The sequence below is a fragment of the Desulfosporosinus orientis DSM 765 genome (genome assembly GCF_000235605.1).
GTDB lineage: Bacteria > Bacillota > Desulfitobacteriia > Desulfitobacteriales > Desulfitobacteriaceae > Desulfosporosinus > Desulfosporosinus orientis.
The window spans coordinates 933,861-953,805 of the sequence record NC_016584.1; the positions used below are offsets into that span (position 1 = coordinate 933,861).

Annotated in this window: 23 protein-coding genes; all 23 read left to right on the forward strand. The window is 44.2% G+C overall.

Features of this window, described 5'->3' with window-relative positions:
* Positions 1–152 precede the first annotated feature (152 nt).
* The 23 genes from hypF to DESOR_RS29620 all read left to right on the forward strand — a co-directional run bounded on the left by hypF (position 153) and on the right by DESOR_RS29620 (position 19,831).
* Entirely contained in the window at positions 153–2,456 is a 2,304-nt protein-coding gene (hypF, locus tag DESOR_RS04475) for a carbamoyltransferase HypF (protein WP_014183414.1), read from the forward strand.
* On the forward strand, positions 2,457–2,687 hold the full coding sequence (locus DESOR_RS04480; protein WP_014183415.1) for a HypC/HybG/HupF family hydrogenase formation chaperone: 231 nt from the start codon (positions 2,457–2,459) through the stop codon (positions 2,685–2,687). It abuts the gene before it with no gap.
* Entirely contained in the window at positions 2,671–3,762 is a 1,092-nt protein-coding gene (hypD, locus tag DESOR_RS04485) for a hydrogenase formation protein HypD (RefSeq protein WP_014183416.1), read from the forward strand. Before DESOR_RS04480 ends, hypD begins: the two co-directional genes overlap by 17 nt.
* Complete coding sequence (gene hypE / locus DESOR_RS04490) at positions 3,763–4,755, forward strand: hydrogenase expression/formation protein HypE (RefSeq protein WP_014183417.1); 993 nt, start codon at positions 3,763–3,765, stop codon at positions 4,753–4,755.
* A gap of 19 nt (positions 4,756–4,774) precedes the next feature.
* On the forward strand, positions 4,775–5,197 hold the full coding sequence (locus DESOR_RS04495; RefSeq protein WP_014183418.1) for a DUF3842 family protein: 423 nt from the start codon (positions 4,775–4,777) through the stop codon (positions 5,195–5,197).
* 165 nt (positions 5,198–5,362) lie between these two features.
* Positions 5,363–6,283, forward strand: a complete 921-nt coding sequence (gene cysK, locus DESOR_RS04500; protein WP_014183419.1) for a cysteine synthase A — start codon at positions 5,363–5,365, stop codon at positions 6,281–6,283.
* A gap of 125 nt (positions 6,284–6,408) precedes the next feature.
* Positions 6,409–7,155: a YebC/PmpR family DNA-binding transcriptional regulator gene (locus tag DESOR_RS04505; protein WP_014183420.1), complete on the forward strand. Its 747-nt coding sequence runs from the start codon at positions 6,409–6,411 to the stop codon at positions 7,153–7,155.
* Between the two features lie 106 nt (positions 7,156–7,261).
* Complete coding sequence (locus tag DESOR_RS04510; protein ID WP_014183421.1) at positions 7,262–7,642, forward strand: hypothetical protein; 381 nt, start codon at positions 7,262–7,264, stop codon at positions 7,640–7,642.
* Positions 7,643–7,717: 75 nt separating this feature from the next.
* The gene (ruvC, locus tag DESOR_RS04515) at positions 7,718–8,215 is read left to right on the forward strand and encodes a crossover junction endodeoxyribonuclease RuvC (RefSeq protein ID WP_014183422.1); all 498 of its coding nucleotides are present in this window, start codon (positions 7,718–7,720) and stop codon (positions 8,213–8,215) included.
* Positions 8,212–8,811 (forward strand): Holliday junction branch migration protein RuvA, encoded by a 600-nt coding sequence (ruvA, locus tag DESOR_RS04520; RefSeq protein ID WP_014183423.1) that lies wholly within the window; start codon positions 8,212–8,214, stop codon positions 8,809–8,811. Before ruvC ends, ruvA begins: the two co-directional genes overlap by 4 nt.
* Positions 8,812–9,090: 279 nt before the next feature.
* Positions 9,091–10,116, forward strand: a complete 1,026-nt coding sequence (ruvB, locus tag DESOR_RS04525) for a Holliday junction branch migration DNA helicase RuvB (protein WP_014183424.1) — start codon at positions 9,091–9,093, stop codon at positions 10,114–10,116.
* Positions 10,117–10,213: 97 nt separating this feature from the next.
* Positions 10,214–11,563 (forward strand): SpoIID/LytB domain-containing protein, encoded by a 1,350-nt coding sequence (locus DESOR_RS04530; RefSeq protein WP_014183425.1) that lies wholly within the window; start codon positions 10,214–10,216, stop codon positions 11,561–11,563.
* Positions 11,564–11,611: 48 nt separating this feature from the next.
* Positions 11,612–12,634 carry a tRNA preQ1(34) S-adenosylmethionine ribosyltransferase-isomerase QueA gene (gene queA, locus DESOR_RS04535; protein WP_014183426.1) on the forward strand — a complete coding sequence of 341 codons (1,023 nt, stop codon included), beginning with the start codon at positions 11,612–11,614 and terminating at the stop codon, positions 12,632–12,634.
* Between the two features lie 77 nt (positions 12,635–12,711).
* Positions 12,712–13,863, forward strand: coding sequence for a tRNA guanosine(34) transglycosylase Tgt (gene tgt / locus DESOR_RS04540; RefSeq protein ID WP_042330802.1), 1,152 nt, complete (start codon positions 12,712–12,714; stop codon positions 13,861–13,863).
* Positions 13,864–13,984: 121 nt separating this feature from the next.
* Positions 13,985–14,278 (forward strand): preprotein translocase subunit YajC, encoded by a 294-nt coding sequence (yajC, locus tag DESOR_RS04545; protein WP_014183428.1) that lies wholly within the window; start codon positions 13,985–13,987, stop codon positions 14,276–14,278.
* A gap of 118 nt (positions 14,279–14,396) precedes the next feature.
* Complete coding sequence (locus DESOR_RS04550) at positions 14,397–15,194, forward strand: EcsC family protein (RefSeq protein WP_014183429.1); 798 nt, start codon at positions 14,397–14,399, stop codon at positions 15,192–15,194.
* Positions 15,166–15,828 (forward strand): HD domain-containing protein, encoded by a 663-nt coding sequence (locus DESOR_RS04555; protein ID WP_014183430.1) that lies wholly within the window; start codon positions 15,166–15,168, stop codon positions 15,826–15,828. Before DESOR_RS04550 ends, DESOR_RS04555 begins: the two co-directional genes overlap by 29 nt.
* Before the next feature lie 108 nt (positions 15,829–15,936).
* Positions 15,937–17,172, forward strand: a complete 1,236-nt coding sequence (secD, locus tag DESOR_RS04560) for a protein translocase subunit SecD (RefSeq protein ID WP_014183431.1) — start codon at positions 15,937–15,939, stop codon at positions 17,170–17,172.
* Entirely contained in the window at positions 17,169–18,116 is a 948-nt protein-coding gene (secF, locus tag DESOR_RS04565; RefSeq protein WP_014183432.1) for a protein translocase subunit SecF, read from the forward strand. Before secD ends, secF begins: the two co-directional genes overlap by 4 nt.
* Positions 18,117–18,199: 83 nt before the next feature.
* Positions 18,200–19,048, forward strand: coding sequence for a polysaccharide deacetylase family protein (locus DESOR_RS04570; RefSeq protein ID WP_014183433.1), 849 nt, complete (start codon positions 18,200–18,202; stop codon positions 19,046–19,048).
* 140 nt (positions 19,049–19,188) lie between these two features.
* Complete coding sequence (locus DESOR_RS30525) at positions 19,189–19,314, forward strand: hypothetical protein (RefSeq protein WP_014183434.1); 126 nt, start codon at positions 19,189–19,191, stop codon at positions 19,312–19,314.
* Between the two features lie 44 nt (positions 19,315–19,358).
* Complete coding sequence (locus tag DESOR_RS30530) at positions 19,359–19,493, forward strand: hypothetical protein (protein ID WP_014183435.1); 135 nt, start codon at positions 19,359–19,361, stop codon at positions 19,491–19,493.
* A gap of 164 nt (positions 19,494–19,657) precedes the next feature.
* Positions 19,658–19,831, forward strand: coding sequence for a hypothetical protein (locus DESOR_RS29620; protein WP_014183437.1), 174 nt, complete (start codon positions 19,658–19,660; stop codon positions 19,829–19,831).
* Positions 19,832–19,945: the final 114 nt, after the last annotated feature.

Genomic DNA, 19,945 nt, shown 5'->3' on the forward strand with positions numbered 1-19,945 from the left:
GATTCTTGTGTTTGTTTTTAGAAAGTTAGTATATAATTTCGATTATATAAAAAATTATAGATTTATTTACTTGTAGAAAAGAGAGTTTGGCGTGTACAATAAAGGTATTACGATGAAGATAGCTTATAGAAAGCTGAAAGCTGGTCGTTAATATGCAAAAAGAGGCAAGGCTCATTCATTTAAATGGTATTGTTCAAGGGGTGGGGTTTCGGCCCTTTGTTTTTAAACTTGCTGAAAAATTGGGCATTTATGGGTGGGTTAACAATTCGAGCCACGGAGTTACAATCCATGCAGAAGGATATCATTTAGATTTGTTTTATAATTGTCTACTTAAAGAAGCCCCTCCTTTGGCAAAAATTATAACCACGCGATCAGTTGCCATAGAAGTTTTGAATTATGAAAACTTTCAAATTGTTGAAAGTGATTCTGAGTCGGAAGGGCATGTGCTAATTTCGCCGGATGTTGCAACTTGTCATGAGTGTCTTAAAGACTTAACGAATTCAAAAAGCAGGTTTTATCAATATCCTTTTACTAATTGCACAAATTGTGGTCCGCGCTATACCATTATCCGTGACATACCTTATGATCGAGTGCAAACAACTATGTCAAAATTTCCTATGTGTCAATCCTGTGAATTAGATTATACAAATCCGAGAGACCGGCGATTTCATGCCCAGCCTGTAGCCTGCGTAGACTGTGGACCGAAGCTTCAGCTTCTGGATGCTCTTGGACGCAAGCTGCCGGGCGTGGGTAAAGAACAGCTGGCTGAGGGTGGAATCGTTGCGGTTAAAGGGTTAGGTGGCTTCCATCTGGTTTGTGATGCAAGCAATCCAAAGGCTGTTCAACGTTTGCGGCAGCGAAAGGAACGGGGAAAGAAGCCCTTCGCAGTAATGGTGCGATCTGTTGAAAAAGCTCGCAGTGAGGTAACTATCAATGCTATGGAAGAGGAACTGTTAAAGAGTTCAGCTGCCCCTATCGTAATTTTAGAACGCAGACTAAAGGCAGAGAGTTCTTTGGCACCAGACATTGCCCCAGGGTTAAATACCTTAGGAATGATCCTGCCGTATACGCCGGTACATCATCTCCTCTTTGAGGGGTTCTATGATTTTTTGGTGATGACCAGTGCCAACCTCAGCGGGAATCCTTTGATTTATACCAATGAGGAGGCAGTTGAGTCATTACAAGGAATTGCGGATTATTTTCTGATGCACAATCGGGATATTTATCATCCCTGTGACGATTCTGTCTTACAAATCATTGGTGATGAGCCGGTCTTCTTTCGCAGAGCCCGTGGTTATGTGCCCATGCCCATTTTAATGTCGGATCGCAAGGTTAAGGCGCCCATTCTGGGTGTAGGAGGGGAATTAAAGAATACTTTTTGTCTTGCCCTCCAGGAAAAAGCTTTTGCCAGCCAGCACATAGGAGATATGGAAGGGTATCATAACTTTCAAAGGTTTTGTCAAGAGCTGAAATCCTTTCAACGAGTTGTTAATATTGAGCCCAGTATCATTGCCTATGATAAACATCCTAACTATCAGCTGACAAGATTTGCTTTAGATCAGCCTCTGAGGAAATATGCCGTTCAGCATCATCATGCTCATTTAGTCAGCGTCTTGGGAGAATGGGATAGGATGGAGCCAACTCTGGGAGTGATCTGTGATGGAACCGGTTACGGTGAGGACCGGAGTATATGGGGATTTGAGTTTCTTTATGGGAACTCCACAGGGTATAAACGGATGGCCCACCTGGAGTATTTAGGACTTCCGGGCGGGGATGCGGGGGTGAAACGGCCTTTACGGATTGCCTATGCCTATCTAAAGACACTACTTAACGAAGAGGATTGGGAAAAGACGAAACCATTATGGTCACAGCTTTCCAGCGTGGAGCAACAAGTCTTAGATCAACAGCTTGAAAAAGGATTTCAGGTTTTTCCAACCTCAAGTGCAGGAAGGTTGTTTGATGCGGTAAGTGCTTTGCTGGGTGTGTGTACAAGGGTAACCTATGAAGGTCAAGCAGCAATGGAACTGGAAAGTGTCGCAACAAGCTTTTTACTTCAAGAAGGTGGGAAAGATCGGGAACCGGAGCAGGAGCAGGCTAACCATGAACTCGTCTATTCATATGAAATAAGATCAGAAAATGGAACTCTGGTTTTGGGAGTCAAGCCGCTCTTTGATGAGCTTGTGAATGACATACTCCAAGGAGTTAGCAGGGAGAAAATAGCCTATGGTTTCCATCAAACCATTGCCCAGGCTATTGTGGATATAGCCATTCAGCTAGGAGTGGAAGATGGCCCCATGGTGTTAAACGGAGGGGTGTTTCAGAATAAACTCTTGACTGAAGCCGTTCTTCATAAGTGCCGGATACATAATATAAAGATTCTGCGTTCCCGCAGCCTTCCTCCGGGAGATGGCGGGCTGGCCTTCGGACAAGTATTAATTGCGAATGAGGTGTTATAAATGTGTTTAGCCATTCCTGCTAAAATTGTAGAGATTAAGGGAGCTACAGCGAAAGTAGATATGATGGGAAATGAACGGGTGGTTAGTATTGACTTGGTCCCAGAGGTTGGAATTGGCGAATACGTATTAGTTCACGCAGGATTTGCCATCAGTGTAATAGATGATGAAAACGCCAGAGAAACTGAACAACTGCTCTTGGAGGTGGCTGAGGCCTATGAAGCAGAGGAGTAAAGAGTCTGTCGCTAAAGCAAAATCCCTGCTCTCGGAAATTCAGTCATTAGCAACTACTCCTATTACCATTATGGAGGTTTGCGGGACTCACACGGTTGCTATTGCCAAAAACGCCATCCGTGAGCTGTTGCCAACTAATGTCCGTCTAGTGTCAGGACCGGGTTGCCCGGTATGTGTTACTGCTAATGGAGATATTGATTGTTACCTTTATTTGGCGGGACAAAAGAATGTTATTACCGCAACCTTTGGGGATATGATTCGAGTTCCCGGTAGTGAGAAAAATCTGCAGCAGTTGAGGGCGGAGGGGGCGGATATTCGAGTTGTGTATTCTACCCCTGACGCTTTAGAGTTAGCACGTCAAAATCCCGGTAAAGAAGTGGTTTTCTTGGGAGTTGGCTTTGAAACCACTGTTCCAACCGTTGCGGTGAGTTTAGATATTGCTAAACGAGAGGGAATCAGGAATTATAGTGTGTTGTCCATGCATAAAGTTGTTCCCCCGGTTTTAAAACTGTTGGCAGAAGATGATCAGCTGGTCGTAGATGCTTTTCTTGATCCAGGTCATGTTTGTTCTGTTATTGGCATAGAGCCGATTAAGTTTATGGCTGAAGGCTACGGTAAACCTGGCGTGGTGACAGGATTTGAGGCACTGGATATTTTAGAAGGGATTGTTATGCTCCTGCGTCAGCGAGCTGAAGGACGCTCAGACATCGAAATTCAGTATCGCCGAGTGGTAAAGCCAGAGGGTAATCCCCAGGCTAAATTAGTTATTGAAAGGGTTTTCAAACCTACTGATGCATTATGGCGAGGCATAGGACTGATCCCGGAAAGCGGCTTGGCAATACGGGAAGATTATAGCCCTTGGGACGCGGCTAGAAAGTTTTCCCTTCCTGTCTTTAACTCCAGGGAAACTCCCGGCTGCCGCTGCGGAGATGTCTTAAGGGGGATTATTAATCCTACCCAATGCCCCTTGTTTGCTAAACATTGTACGCCGATGAAGCCTGTGGGTCCTTGTATGGTATCCAGTGAAGGTTCTTGTGCTGCTTATCATCGATATGCTCAAAGGAGTGTGGATTAGATGGAACGTGTTATGTTGGCCCATGGCAGCGGCGGCCGGTTAAGCCATGAATTAATCATCAGCCTCTTTCAAAAATATCTAGGGAATCCGCACTTGAATCAAATGAATGATGCTGTACTTTTACCGGGGCATGAGAAAGTAGCAGTGTCAACAGATTCTTTTGTAATTTCACCTTTGTTTTTTCGCGGAGGGAATATCGGCAAACTTGCAGTATGTGGTACGATTAACGATTTAGCAGTCAGCGGAGCAATTCCTAAGTTCATGACCCTAGCGCTTATTTTAGAAGAGGGTTTGCTTATGGATGACTTAGAACAAATTGTTAAAAGTGTGGCCGGAGCTGCTGCCGAAGCCGGTATAACCATTGTATGTGGGGATACGAAAGTGGTGGAAAATGGAAGCGCTGATAAAATTTTTATAAATACAACAGGCATAGGGTATGTAACGGATCGATTTGTCGGTCCTGAGCGGATTCAGCCCGGTGATGAAATCCTTATCACAGGAACTATTGGCGATCATGGGATTGCCATTTTGTCAGAACGGGAAGGACTGGAATTCCAAACACCTGTGCGAAGCGACTGCGCTCCGCTCAATAAGCTGATCGATACCTTTTATGTGCCCGGCGTCAAATGTATGCGAGATCCAACTCGCGGCGGCGTGGCGACAACTCTCAATGAGCTAGCACTGCAAGCTGGAGTAAGCATGCTCTTGAAAGAAGAGTTATTACCGTTGTCGCCAAGTGTAGACAGTGCCTGTGAGATGTTGGGATTGGACCCTCTTTACTTAGCCAATGAGGGTAAAGCATTAGTCATTGTAGCGGCAGAAGCTGCAGATGAAGTACTTATGAAGATGCAATCTCATCCTTTGGGAAAGAAAGCCGCGCGGATAGGAAAGGTGGAAGAAGGCAAGCCGGGGCTCGTGCTTTTGGAAACATTTCTTGGCGGCAAACGTATTGTTGGTATGCTTGAGGGAGAACATCTTCCTCGGATATGCTAAGAAAGTATGAGGCGGAATGATGAGGATAGCAGTTATTGATGGTCAAGGCGGCGGTATTGGAAAACATATTGTTGAACAGCTGCGCAGAAAGCTCCCGGATTTAAATATTCTTGCCCTTGGCACAAATGCCCTGGCAACCGGTGCCATGCTTAAGGCAGGAGCAACTGAGGGAGCTTCCGGGGAGTCGGCCATTTGTTACAATGTTGAGAGAGTAGATATTATTGTTGGCTCCCTGGCAATTATGATGGTTTATGGACTGTTAGGAGAAATAACCCCAACTATGGCTGCCGCTATTTCCGCAAGTAAGGCAGAGAAATTGCTGTTGCCCATTCAACGAGGCAATATTCAGCTTATAAGTGTACAGCGTATTCCCTTGCCCCATCAAATTGAAGCGTTAGTAGAAGAAGTTGAGGAGCGGCTAAAGAGGCCAGGTGCAAGATAAGGACCACCTTAACCGGTATTATTTTTCTCATTCAGGGTAAAGTAAAAATCGGAACATTTTAAGGCAATAAGAGAATGCAAACTCCTAGGAAATGGGAGTTGACAGGTCAATCATAAACCGATATCATTAAATCATAGTAAAATGATATGAAATGGGGTATTTGGTGTGAGAGTTGTTGATAATGTTACTGATTTAATAGGGGAGACCCCTTTAGTTCGTTTGCAGAAAATGGTTAAGACAGGCATGGCTAATATTTATGTTAAAGTAGAATTTTTTAATCCAGGGGGTAGTGTAAAAGATCGTATAGCTTGGGGAATGATTAGAGATGCAGAGGAACGAGGGGTTCTTCAACCTGGAGGAACCATTATTGAACCGACTAGTGGTAATACAGGGATCGGACTAGCGATGATTGCTGCTGCCCGCGGTTATCGGTTAATTGTGGTTATGCCGGATTCATTAAGTGTTGAACGACGAATGTTGATGGCAGCTTATGGCGCTGAATTCATTTTGACCCCCGGAGCGGAAGGTATGAATGGTGCTATCGCAGAGGCTAAGAGGCTGCTTAATGAAAACCCGGATTACTTCATGCCTCAACAATTTGAAAATCTTGCTAACCCGGAAGCTCATCGTAAGACAACAGCTTTGGAACTTCTTGAGCAGTTGCCGCAAATAGATGCCTTTGTTGCCGGAATTGGCACAGGAGGAACTGTTACAGGAGTTGGAGAGGTGTTAAAGGCTCACCTTCCCAAAATAAAGATTGTCGGAGCAGAACCGGCTTCATCTCCAGTGATCTCAGGAGGAAAACCAGGCCCTCACAAAATCCAAGGGATTGGCGCCGGATTTGTACCTAAAGTCTTAAATAAGTCAATTTTAGATCAGATTGTTCAGGTTAGTAATGAGGATGCTTTAGAGACTGGGCGGCGTATGGCCCGTGAAGAGGGTTTATTGGTAGGAATCTCCTCCGGAGCAGCAGTCAGTGCAGCCCTGCAGATTGCCACGGAATTGGGTGAAGGAAAAAACCTTGTCGTTCTAGCACCAGATACAGGGGAACGCTATTTAAGCACAGAATTGTTCAGCAACCGATAAGTAAGGTAAGAATCCCCTCGTTCTTTTTGGTGCGAGGGGATTCTCAACGGATTCAATATACCTTTACAAGAGAAATTAGCTTGTGCTAAACTATTTACGACTAGCATAAGGAGGATTAAAACAGTATGTCAGGACATTCAAAGTGGTCAAACATTAAACATAAAAAAGGTAAAGCAGACGCTCAAAAGGGTAAAGTATTTACGAAGTTAGGCCGGGAATTATTAATTGCTTCTCGTGCTTGTGGCGGAGACGTCAATGACTTTCGGCTAAAGATTGCAATTGAAAATGCTAAAGCTCAAAATGTTCCCAATGAAAACATTCAGCGAGCCATTCAAAAAGGTGCCGGCGGGGCTGAAGGTGCGAATTATGAAGAGCTGCGCTATGAAGGATACGGCCCGGGTGGGGTAGCTATTATGATTGATATCTTAACGGATAACCGCAATCGAACCGCAGGAGAAGTACGGCACATTTTCTCCAAGAATGGCGGGAATATGGGAGAAACCGGCAGCGTGGGCTGGATGTTTGAAGACAAGGGCCAGCTGAGAATTCTTCGTGAGGGATTGAAGCTGACGGAAGATGACTTGATGATGATGGCTTTAGAGGCGGGTGCTGAGGATTTTGAAGCAGATGAGGAAGGGTTTGTTGTTTTAACGGCTCCCTCGGACATGGAAGCTGTTCGTCAGGCCCTGATCGATCAGAACATTCCCATTGAAGAGTCTGTTCTGAGCCCTATGCCTCAAAACACTATTGAAATAACTGATCCTGATCAGGCGCGCAAGATTGTCAATTTAATGAATAAATTAGAGGATCATGATGATTCTCAAGGGGTATATTCTAATTTTGACTTAGCAGAAGATCTTGGTGATATTTAGACTGACCTTAGATTTTAGATATTTAGATTTTTCGGTCAAAACGATTAAACTAAGCCCTCTTGGCAAGACTATCTTTATTTAGATATTTGTCAGGAGGGTTTTTTCAATGTCCAGATGGAAAGTTGTAAGTATAGTACTTATCTTAGGCTTAGGTATTGGTTGTCTGGTACCCGCTGCAACCTTTTGGTGGGCCAATAAAGCACAAGCTCATTCTTCATTAAATACTTTGGATTTAGAAACATATTCAAAAAAGGTCTCCTCAACGGAGCCTATAACGAAGCAAATCTATCATTTTGGATTGGATGGAGGTGTGCTTTCTGTAATCGAAGGGAAACCCGGTGAAAAAGGGAATGTCGTTGTCTCAGGATTAAGTGTGGAATCCTGGCCTAAGGAAATCATGGATATGGCTCTCAAAGTAGAGTTCTATTCCCTTGACGAAGTCCAGTCCTTTATTGATACTGCAACGGAATCCCTTTGGCTGGAGTAAACATAGATTTTTAAAATATAGAAAGGGAATTCTCGTCTTCTGTCGAAATCTATTTAGGATGAAAGGAAGACGAGCATGATTATTCTAGGAATTGACCCTGGTACAGCTATTATGGGGTATGGCTTAATTGAGCAAAAAGGGAATGATTTGACAGCCCTCGATTATTCCTGTTGGCGTACTCCCGCTCACACGCCCTTAGCAGAGCGTTTGTTAATGCTATATGAACAAATCAGCCCATATTTGCGCAGCCATACTCCGGATCACGTTGCAGTGGAAGAACTATTTTTTAATCGCAATACCACCACAGCTTTATCTGTAGGGCATGCTCGGGGTATTGTTTTGCTGACTTGTGCTCAGCAGGGTATCCCAATTTATGAATACACTCCCTTGCAGGTTAAACAGGCCGTTGTAGGCTATGGCAAAGCCGAGAAGAGGCAGGTCCAGCAAATGGTTAGGGGTTTATTGGGATTGGATGATATTCCAAAGCCTGATGATACCGCAGATGCCCTGGCTCTGGCCATTTGTCATGCCCATAGCTTTCCCCTGAATCAAAAGATGGGGGGATTTCGATGATCGGCATGCTGCGGGGAAAAGTGTGGGAAATCCAAGGCGAGCGTTTGGTGATGGATGTACAAGGCACTGGCTACTTGCTGACTGTGCCCTATGGACTTATATCGAAAGTTCATCCCGGCCAGGACCTTGTTCTATACACACATGTGGTCATGCGGGAAGATGATTTGTCTCTTTACGGTTTTTCGACATTTGAGGAGAAGCAACTTTTTCTGCAAATGTTAAGTGTTTCCGGCATCGGTCCTAAAGCTGCCATAGCCCTGCTTTCCACCTTTGGCGCCGTACAGATTGAAAGTGCTATTGCCAGTGAAAATCTTAATTTATTGACAAAAGTTCCCGGAATCGGTAAAAAGACCGCTCAGCGGCTCATTCTTGAACTTAAAGAGAAATTTAGAGGGCATAGTTTGGTATCTAATGAAGGCGGTTCGTTTTCTGAAACAGCGTCTCAGACTCACTCGGAAGCCCTGGAAACCTTGCTGGCTTTGGGCTTTGGCTTGGAAGAAGGGCGGCAGGCTTTGAGCAGGGCCATAAAAGACAGCGGGGAATTAACGACAGAGGAACAAGTAAAGAAGGCGCTGCGTTTTCTCGCCTCAAGCTAGTGCTTAATGGTACTTTTTCATGTGGATAAGACTTAAATATTTTTTCAGAGGTAATGGATTTTGGATTAAAGGTCTCCTAAGTGTGTCATTTGGGAGGCTTTTTTAAGTCAATAAGAACAGCAATTAAAAAGAAGGAGATTCAGAGAACCAGAAAGAATTAACATAGTTTGGACACTGGCAGTTGTGGGCTTAAGAAATTCCGGCAGGGACCGGAGGATTTGCAAACAGCCCTGCTCTGTATTATATTAAATTTCAACGGTAACGAGAGGAGGCTGGAATATGGCGGAGCGTTTGGTTGCTCCTCAGGAACAACCTGCTGACCGTGAAGGGGAAGGTCTGCGTCCTCAGCGCTTGAGTGACTACATCGGACAGAGAAAAGTTAAAGATAATTTAAGTGTGTTTATCCAGGCCGCATCGGCCCGGGGAGAAGCCCTGGATCACGTTTTGTTATACGGACCGCCTGGCCTGGGCAAAACAACTCTCGCCAATATTATTGCGGCAGAAATGGGGGTAAGTGTTCGCACCACATCCGGCCCGGCCATAGAGCGTCCAGGGGATTTAGCTGCCATCCTGACGGCTTTGGAGCCCCGGGATGTTCTGTTTATTGACGAAATTCACCGATTAAGCAGTGCTACGGAAGAAATTCTGTATTCGGCTATGGAAGACGGGTGTCTGGATATTGTGATTGGGAAAGGACCCAGTGCCCGCTCCATCCGCTTGTCCCTGCCCCCCTTTACGCTGGTGGGGGCCACTACACGGGCGGGTCAGCTAACCTCCCCGCTCCGGGACCGTTTTGGGGTCATAAGTCGTCTGGAATTTTACGAAGTTGAGGATTTGAAAGAGATTATTCTCAGGACAGCCGGTATCCTGCATTTGCGAATTACCGACGATGGGGCGGAAGAAATTGCCCGGCGCTCCCGGGGAACGCCCAGGATAGGAAATCGCTTGTTAAAGAGAGTCAGGGATTTTGCTCTGGTATGGGAAGACGGGTCAGTGACTCAGCGTATAGCCAGGGAAGCTTTGAATCGCTTGGATGTTGATCCTGAGGGATTGGATCAAATCGACCAGAAAGCCTTAAAGACGATCATTCTGACCTTTGCCGGAGGACCTGTGGGTTTGGATACCCTGGCCGCAACCATCGGAGAAGAGCCGGTGACCTTGGAAGATGTTGTGGAACCTTTTTTGCTGCAAATGGGATTTTTGCAGCGCACTCCCCGGGGAAGAATGGCAACGGCAAGAGCTTATCAGCATCTAGGATATTCCCTGCCCCAGAGCCGCATGGACAGCGGATTGTTTTCAGAATAAAGGGTGATGATGCTTTAGAGCATAGATGCAGAGAAAAAAGGGTAATCTGAGCATAAACAATACTCTCTTACTAAAGCAAGGATAAGGGTGTGACAACATGCTGCGGATTATGTATCGGTTACCCTTTCTGTGGATAGGAGCGTTATTCTTCCTGCTGGTGCAGCCAGCACCATGTAATGCAACCATGATTTCCGTTGAATTGGTCTGGAATTTCAGCCAAGCCGGCTGGGTTCAGATCGATATTCTCAAGGGAGACTATCAGCTGAAGTTTGAAAACACGACCTGCAAATTTCCGGCGGGTTCAGACCTTCAAGTTGGTTGGGGAGGGTGGACTCCCGTTTTGCGGATCAATCACGACGAGTTTCAAGTTGCCAGCGAATCAGTCATAGAAATCAAAGGGTTAAAGCCCGGCAGTCTTCGGGTCAAAACTCCCGAGGGAAGTGTCTCCTGTTATCGGGGGGACTTACAACTGAACTGGCAGGAGGGGCGCTGGCGTTTAATCAATCGAGTGGATAGTGAAGACTATCTAAAAGGAGTCGTGCCTATTGAAATGAGCAACGAATGGGCTAAAGGCGGCTTGGAAGCCCTTAAAGCTCAGGCTGTTGCTGCCCGGACCTATCTTGTCAGGCAGACGGAAGGCGGAAAACGAATGATTACGGATTCCCCGGATATTCATCAAGCTTATGCCGGGATGAGTGTGGAAGGTGCCGCTTCAAAGGCAATCGAGGCAACCCGGGGGGAAATCGTGGTTGATTCTCAAACCAAGGCACCTATTGACGCTCTTTATTCTTCCCATAACGGAGGATATGCTGAGGATGCCAAAAACGTCTGGGGAAATCCGGATATCCACAATGTGGCACACCCCGATCCGTATTCTCAAGGGATTGGAGGAGCGGTTAATCATTGGCGTTTTATTGTGTCCGCGTCTCAATTGGGTTCGGCTTTTGGTGTAGGTCCTGTACAAAGGGTTAAGCTGGACAAGTATCCTTCCGGCAGGGTAAAAAGTGTGGAGATAGAAGATGAATTCGGACAGACGGCCATTATTAAAGGAAAGAAATTCGTTCAGGCTTTCTATCCCTTTGGCCAGCCTATTCGCAGGGAAGCCTTTTTAGGGAGTCTTTTTGAGGCGGAATTTGTTTCTTCGAGTCCGGAACGGTCGGGGCAGGGATATTCTTCCGGAATGGACAGTTCTGATTATGCCGGTTGGTTAAAATATTTTACATCTTATCAAGAAGATCAAGGCCCCTTATTGTCAAGAATTATAAGCTCGTCCTTAGGTACGGCGGCAAATCCTCAGCCCTTTGGGGTATTTATCTTTGAGGGACGGGGCTGGGGCCACGGCGTAGGCATGTCTCAGTGGGGGGCTTATCAGATGGCACAATTAGGGTTTAACTATCAAGATATCTTAGGGTATTATTATAAACGTGTCCTGGTTTCAAAGGGATAACCGGTCTAATCGGGATACTTAGTTTGTCTGCTGAAGGAGAAGAATAGCTTGAATGTCTCGGATTTTGATTTTGAATTGCCTGAAGAGTTAATCGCTCAGCACCCGGCAGAACCCAGGGATACATCCCGGCTGATGGTTGTGGATCGTAAGAGCGGAGATATTACTCACCATACCTTTAGAGATTTAAGTTCTTTATTACATAAAGGGGATATCCTGGTTCTTAATAATACCCGGGTTATCCCAGCCCGTTTGATTGGGGAAAAAGAGGGAACTCAAGTAAAGATTGAAGTTTTGCTCCTTAAAAGGCTTGAACTGGATCTGTGGGAGGCTTTAGTCAAACCGGGCAAGCGTCTCAAGGTTGGGCAAAAGGTAAGCTTTGGGAACGGGCTATTAATGGGGGAACTCCGGGAAATACTGGATAATGGTAACCGCAAAATTTATTTCCAGTTCTCAGGAGTGTTTGAAACTATTTTGGATCAGTTGGGAGAAATGCCCCTCCCGCCTTATATTACCGCTCAATTAGAAGACAGGGAGCGCTATCAGACGGTTTATGCCAAAGAGCAGGGGTCAGTGGCCGCTCCTACAGCGGGACTGCATTTCACGCCGGAGCTTTTAGAGGAGCTCAGGGAAAAGGGTATAGAGATCGTGGAGATACTTCTTCATGTGGGTTTGGGAACTTTTCGCCCCGTTAAAGTTGAGGATATTCGTGAACACACCATGCACTCGGAGTATTATCGTGTTGACCCGGAGGCTGCTCAGCGAATTAATCAAGGAAAGCAAGAAGGACGCCGTATCATTGCCGTTGGGACAACGGCGGCCAGGACCTTGGAATCAGCCTGTAATCAAGGTAAAGTTATTCCCGGGGAAGGTTGGACGGATATTTTTATTTATCCCGGTTATTCCTTTCAGGTTATCGATGCTCTCATAACTAATTTTCATTTTCCCAAGTCTACCCTGGTGATGCTGGTCAGTGCCCTGGCGGGACGAGAGCTGATTTTAAAAGCCTATGGAATAGCTGTTAAGGAGAAGTATAGGTTCTATAGTTTTGGAGATTCTATGCTGATACTATAAGGTGCCTGAAATTTAGACGCGGGTTGCGGAGGTGCCTTCAGGAAGATTTTAACATGGCCCGTTGGCACTGCTGATGCATGGAATGTAAAGAAGGAGTGAAGGGTTTGGCCGCGGTATATTTGGAAATACTTAAAGAAGATTCCCGCACGAAAGCGCGCTTAGGTAAATTACATACACCTCATGGTATTATTGATACGCCGGTTTTCATGCCAGTCGGGACTCAAGGTACAGTAAAGACCATGACTCCCGAGGAGATTAAAGAGATCGGTGCCGGAATGATTTTAAGCAATACTTATCATCTTTTTTTGCGCCCGGGTCACGATTTGGTGCGGGAAGCAGGAGGACTTCATCGTTTCATGAACTGGGACGGTGCTATTCTGACGGATAGCGGAGGGTTCCAAGTATTTAGTTTGGGTGATTTGAGAAAGATCATGGAAGAGGGTGTCGAATTCAGATCCCATATCGACGGTTCGCGCCAATTCCTCAGTCCGGAAATTTCGATGCAGGTGCAAATGGCTTTAGGATCAGATGTTGTCATGGCTTTTGATGAGTGTGCTCCTTATCCCTGCAGCCATCAATATGCTAAGGATTCGCTGGAGAGGACCACGCGCTGGCTTAAACGCTGTAAGGAAACGTTGACAACTACTGAGACTCAATCCTTATTTGGGATTGTTCAAGGGGGTATGTTCGAAGATCTTCGCCGTCAAAGCGCCGCTGAAATCACGGAATTAGATTTGCCGGGGTATGCTGTTGGAGGGTTAAGTGTTGGAGAGCCAAAAGAGATGATGTATGAGGTCTTAGATTATACAGTGCCTTTACTTCCTAGAGAAAAACCCCGTTATTTAATGGGAGTAGGTTCCCCGGATGCCCTGATTGAAGGGGTGATAAGGGGGATCGATATGTTTGATTGTGTGCTGCCAACCAGGATTGCCCGTAATGGGACAGCATTGACACGGTATGGAAAGGTTATTGTTCGCAATGCAGGATCGGCACGGGATTTTGGACCTATTGATCCATCCTGTGATTGCTACGCCTGTCGCAATTATTCCAGGGCTTATATCAGGCACTTACTTAAGGCGGATGAAATATTAGGGCTTCGCCTCATGACGATTCATAACTTAAGGTATTTGCAGATTTTAATGGGTGAAATCCGAGAAGCTATCAAAGAAGATCGTTTGCCGGAGTATCGTGAAAAATGTTTTGCAGATTATGGTTATGAACTTGATTAAGCAAAGGAATTATTAATGATTAAATAGTTTGTACTGACGTAATGTTTTAGGCAAATTTTGAAGGATTTTTACTTGGATATGGTGAATAGCTTTTAGTAGCTAAATAAAGGAGGAATATCAAGTGAATCAATCGACCTTAACATTAGTCCTATATTTTGTGGTGTTTTTTGGGATTATGTATTTTCTTCTGATCAGACCTCAGCAAAAACAGGCCAAAAAAAGGCAGGCTTTGATCAGCAGTTTGCGGACAAGGGATCAAGTGATAACCACTGGCGGTATTTACGGCAAAATTACAAAGGTGAAAGAAGATTCCGTTATAGTACAAGTTGCTGAGAAGGTTGAGATTGAATTTGCCAAAAGTGCAATTGCGAGTGTAGAGAATCGTGATATTGAGCTTGAAAAAAAGGAAAAGTAGAAGCGGGTCAAGCTCTTTGAATGAGTGCCTTCTAGGGTAAATTATCGAGAAAAGCAAGTGGCACAGACCACTTGCTTTTAAACTTATTTCACATTATGTAAGCGATGAGGTGAACCCTTTGCCCTTGGATGGAGACCTAAAAAATGATCCTCAACTTTATGAAGAGCAGGTAAGAGTCGAGTTGAACCACTGGGTTAGGAAACTATTGCAAAGGCCAGGGTTATTGGAACGCACCTCAAAGGCTTTTCAAACGAAAATTAATGAAAAAGTAATTCCTGAAAAGGTTCACGCAGTCATTACTGCAACAGTTAAAGGCCTGTTTAAATCCGTAATTATTGGACTTGAATATATCCCCAATAGTCCGGCTTTCCATGGAATCGGGCTGGAAGATCGCGATCGAAAGGCGATGAGGCTTTTAACGAAATACAGAAAAATTGCTGCTGCAGAAGGGGCTGGGACCGGTGCAGGCGGGTTTACCTTATCGATTGCGGATTTTCCGGCCTTAATTGTCATCAAAATGAAATTTCTTTTTGAATTGGCGCACATATATGGTTTTTCCACGGAAGACTATCGTGAGCGTCTCTTCTTGTTATATGTTTTTCAATTAGCTTTTTCAAGTCAGGAAAAGCGTCCGGAACTATATCATATTATTTCAAATTGGGATAAGAACTTACTCAGTTGGCCTGGAGATAAATCGAGCCTTGATCCCATTGACTGGGAACAATTTCAAAGAGAATATCGCGATGCTATTGATTTTCGAAAAACACTCCAGCTTCTGCCGGGATTAGGTGCTGTAGTAGGAGCTTGGGCGAATTACGGACTGGTGGACGATTTGGGAACAGTGGCTATGAATTGTTATAGATTGCGCATTGTAGGAGGGGATAGAGTTGACAAAAGTAACCCTGCAAGAGATTAAAGCAGATCCTTATGTACAAGCTTTGATTGATGCCGGAAACCGGCATTTAGCAGCTATTGGGTATACCGAACATGGGCTTAGGCATGCAGGATTAGTTTCTCATATTGCCTCAAATATTTTAGAAAAAATGGCGCATCCTGAAAGAGAGTGCGAACTTGCGGCAATTGCGGGGTATTTGCATGACATTGGTAATGCTGTCAACCGTGTAGCTCATGCACATTCCGGAGCAATTCTTGCAGCTGGAATTTTACAACGGCACAATATGCCGCCGGAGGAAATTGCTGTTATTATCGGAGCAATTGGAAATCATGATGAACAGGATGGAAACCCTGTCAACGTTATATCAGCAGCCCTAATTTTAGCCGATAAATCAGATGTTCATCGTTCGCGTGTACGCAATTCTGATCTGGCAAAGTTTGATATCCATGATCGAGTGAATTATGCAGTTAAACGTTCTTTCCTTCGAGTTTATCCCAAGGAACGAATCGCTTTGGAACTTATTATTGATACCGACATATGTCCGGTCATGGAGTATTTTGAGATCTTTCTTATGCGGATGCTTCTTTCGCGTAAAGCTGCAGAGTTTCTGGATACAAAATTTGAATTAAAGATCAATGATGTAAAGTTACTATAATAATATAACGTCCATTCCTGCTTCTCATAATTGACATTACAAACTGGAAAGTTTTATAATGAACTTTGGCATGGGCAAGTCCCACCATATTAAAAGGGAGGATAACAGATGAGACGGGGAAACATCATCAAATTAGTAGCTCTTGTGCTACTTGTTGCGGTAGCTGTCGGGCTATCGTATAAACCCCTTGTGGATCCCACAAAAGGAATCCCGTTGGGACTTGATCTGCGCGGTGGGGTGCACTTGGTGCTTCAAGCTGAGGAGAATAAAGCAGGCACCCCAATTTCTAAGGATGATATTGATAAAGCAAGAGCGATCATCGAGAAAAGGGTTAATGATCTTGGGGTCTCGGAACCTATAGTGCAAGCGGATTATGCAAAAAAGAGAGTCGTTGTCGATCTAGCTGGAGTTAGCGACCCGGACAAGGCTGTTGATATTTTAAAAACAACAGCGAAGTTGACCTTTAGAGATCCTCAGGGAAAAACTCTGCTCCAAGGCGATGATCTAAAAGATGCTAAGGCAGGACAAGGTCAAGGCGGAGGATTCGTCGTTAACTTAACCTTTTCCTCAGAAGGGGCTAAGAAGTTTGGTGATATGACTACTAAGTATGTCGGCCAAAGAATTGGAGTTTATCTAGATGACAAACTATTGACCAATCCAACAGTTAATACTCCGATTCTGAATGGACAAGCAGAGATCACAGGCTATTCAACCTTAGAGGATGCTGCTAACCATGCCGTCCTTATGAGGTCAGGTTCCTTGCCTGTGAGTATGACCATTTCGGAAAAACGACAAGTGGGCGCCTCATTAGGGGTAGACTCTTTAAAGAAAAGTATCTATGCCGGGGCTTATGGTTTGATTTTTATTTTCCTGTTTATGTTGGTTTTCTATCGTTTACCCGGGGTTGTTGCAGATTTTTCATTGATTGTCTATGCCCTTATTGTTCTTTGGGTTTTTTGGATGTTTAGAGTAGTGCTGACACTTCCGGGCATAGCCGGTTTCATTCTCTCCATCGGTATGGCTGTGGATTTTAATATTATTATTTATGAACGTGTAAAAGAAGAAGTACGTGCAGGAAAATCTCTGCGGGCAGGAGTAGAATCAGGGTTTAGCCGGGCCTTTATCACCGTCATTGACGCTCACGTAACGACTCTTATTGCAGCGATAACACTTTACTATTTTGGAACAGGCTCAATTAAAGGTTTTGCATTGACTTTAGGAGTAGGAATTCTCGCCAGCTTATTCACTGCCATCTCTTTCACTCGCCAAGTTTTGCGATGGACTGTGGGAATTAGCCCTAAGATGAATACAGCTTGGTTTGGCGTTAGGAGGGATGCACAATGAAGAGTGGCGGGCATTCAGCGACTTATGAAGAAGTGAAGAAGATACATCGACTTTACTTTAATATTGTAAATAAGCGATATTGGTGGTTTGCGATCTCTCTATTAGTATTGATTCCGGGAATTATCTCACTGTTTATGCAGGGGCTTAATTTGGGGATTGATTTTAAGGGCGGAACCATGCTTGATGTGACGTTTAAGAAGCCAGTGACTCAGGCAGCGATTACGGATACGATGAAATCGGTGGGGCTTGAAGGGCCGGTTCAATTATCTAATGGAAATTCCACAGCATTAATTCGAACAGAAGCTCTAGAAGAAACCAAACGCAATGAATTTCTGACGGCTTTGCAAAAGAAGGTTGGGGACTATGACAAGTCTTCTCTTAAAGAAGATAAGGTAGGTCCTGCTATGGGCCAGGAGCTGACAAGAAATGCATTTTATGCTTTGTTAATTGCTATGGGTTTAATGATTGGCTATATTACCATTCGTTTTCAATTTGTTTTTGCTATTTCGGGAATTATAGCGTTATTGCATGATGTTTTTGTAGTAGTCGGGCTTTTCTCGCTGTTTCAATGGGAGATTGACTCCACATTTGTCGCAGCGATCTTAACTGTTTTTGGATATTCAATTAATGACACGGTCATCATTTTTGACCGGATTCGTGAAAATGAACTTAGGATGAGGCGTGGCGACAGTTACGAAGATATGGTTGATAAATCTATTTGGCAAACCATGCGGCGTTCCATTAATACAGTTATCACAGTCTTAATCGCCCTCTTATCGATTTTTGTCTTAGGAGGAGAATCTACGAAGTTATTTTCCCTGGCTATGTTATTGGGTGTATTTAGCGGAGCTTATTCCTCTATTTTCATTGCCAGCCAAATACTCGTGGAGATTAAAAAGCGTATGAAGAAACCGCGCAAAGGCAGCAAAGCCGCTCGCGCCTAAAAATTAGATATTAAGGGATCTTGAGTTTATTCTTGAGGTCCCTTTTCTGATTTGAAATTAAGAGTATCATAAATGGAGGAAGTATGCAGTATAAGCTTATTCGAAGGTTATTATTAGTTTTGGTTTGCCAACTGATAATTATAGGGGTTAGTGGTTGCCGGGAAGAAAAAAAAGTAAGCCCTGTCTCACAAACAGAAGATGTTTTAACATGCTCTGAACTATCCCTGTCCAATGAACAAGCAATTATACACAAATCAAGTGTTCTGCCTTTAGAGGTACCGGTTTTATATTATCATTCCATAATGTTTGAAGAGGGAAATGAGGTTAGAATGCCCCCTGACCAATTTGAGGCTCAAATGGCTTATATGAAAGAAAATAATTATGAGAGTATCACTTTAGATCAGTTATATGAGGCTTTTTTCAAGGAGGGACTTCTGCCTGCAAAACCCTTTATAATCACCTTTGACGATGGATATGAGGATAATTACACAACGGCTTTTCCTATCTTGGAAAGGCATGGCTTCAGCGCAGTAGTGTTCATGGTTTCAAGCTATATTGACGGGGATGGTTTTCTGTCTTGGTCACAGCTTAAAGAATTAAGTGCTCATGGGTGGGAAATAGAAGGACATACCGTTAATCATCCGAATTTATCTCAATTAGATGTTACAAGTGTCTTTAATGAACTTAGTCAATCCAAAGAGTTATTAGAGAGAGGACTTGGTATCCCGGTAAATTATCTCGCTTATCCCTATGGAATTCTCAGCCCTGATATTGTTAAGGCAGCGAAAGACGCGGAATATTTGATGGCTTTTACAACCGATCGGGGTTGGGCTGACCTTGAACTGGATGAATGGCACCTTAAGAGGGTTTATTGCTTTGTCAATATGGGGATCAGTGAATTTTCCCGTCGTCTCAATGACCCGGATTATTAATTCCAAAATAAAGACCCAACAGAAGCAAGGGGACTGTTGGGTCTTTATTTTGGAATTAATTAACATATTTGGTATTGATAGCATATTTTACTGTGAGCCCAAGAAAATGAGGAAGATGAATTATAAGGAGGTCATTTGATATGGCATATGGTGTAGGCGCAGTTGAAGGTGTTGAAGGTGTTGGTTGTGGACCAAATTTCTTGCCTGGTATTGCTATCGTTGTTGTGATCATTCTTTTGTTAATTGCTATGGGGATTGTATTCTAAGAAAAGATTTTAATGTTTTAAAATAGATTGAAGGAGGATGTTTTATGTACGGATATGGATATGGAGTAGGTTACGGAGCAGCTTGTTGCCCTCCTGCCGCACCGGTTGGAGCTGGAATTGGAGTAGGTATCATTGCAATCGCAATTCTGATTTTAATTGCCTTAGGTGTTATATTCTAAGTTTTAGACTTAACAGATAAAAGGGAGGTCATAGGTATGTTTGCAGGTGGAGCCGGAGTCGGCGCAGGAATTGCAATCGTGGTTGTTATTATTCTTTTGCTTATCGCAATGGGAATCGTATTTTAGAAGCGAGAAATAAATTGCAGTAATAGGGAGGAATTACTATGTATGGATATGGTTATGGAGTCGGAGCAGCAGGTTATGGAGTGGGGCGTGCCGGTTATGGCGGAGCATGCTGCGCGCCTGTTGCCCCAGTGGCACCGGTTGGAGCGGGAATCGGAGTAGGTATTATCGCAATCGCCATTTTGATTTTAATTGCATTAGGGGTAATCTTTTAGTCAAAAGTTAAAGTGTTAAAAGGAGGTCATCAGTATGTTTGCAGGTGGAGCCGGAGTCGGCGCAGGAATTGCAATCGTGGTTGTTATTATTCTTTTGCTTATCGCAATGGGAAT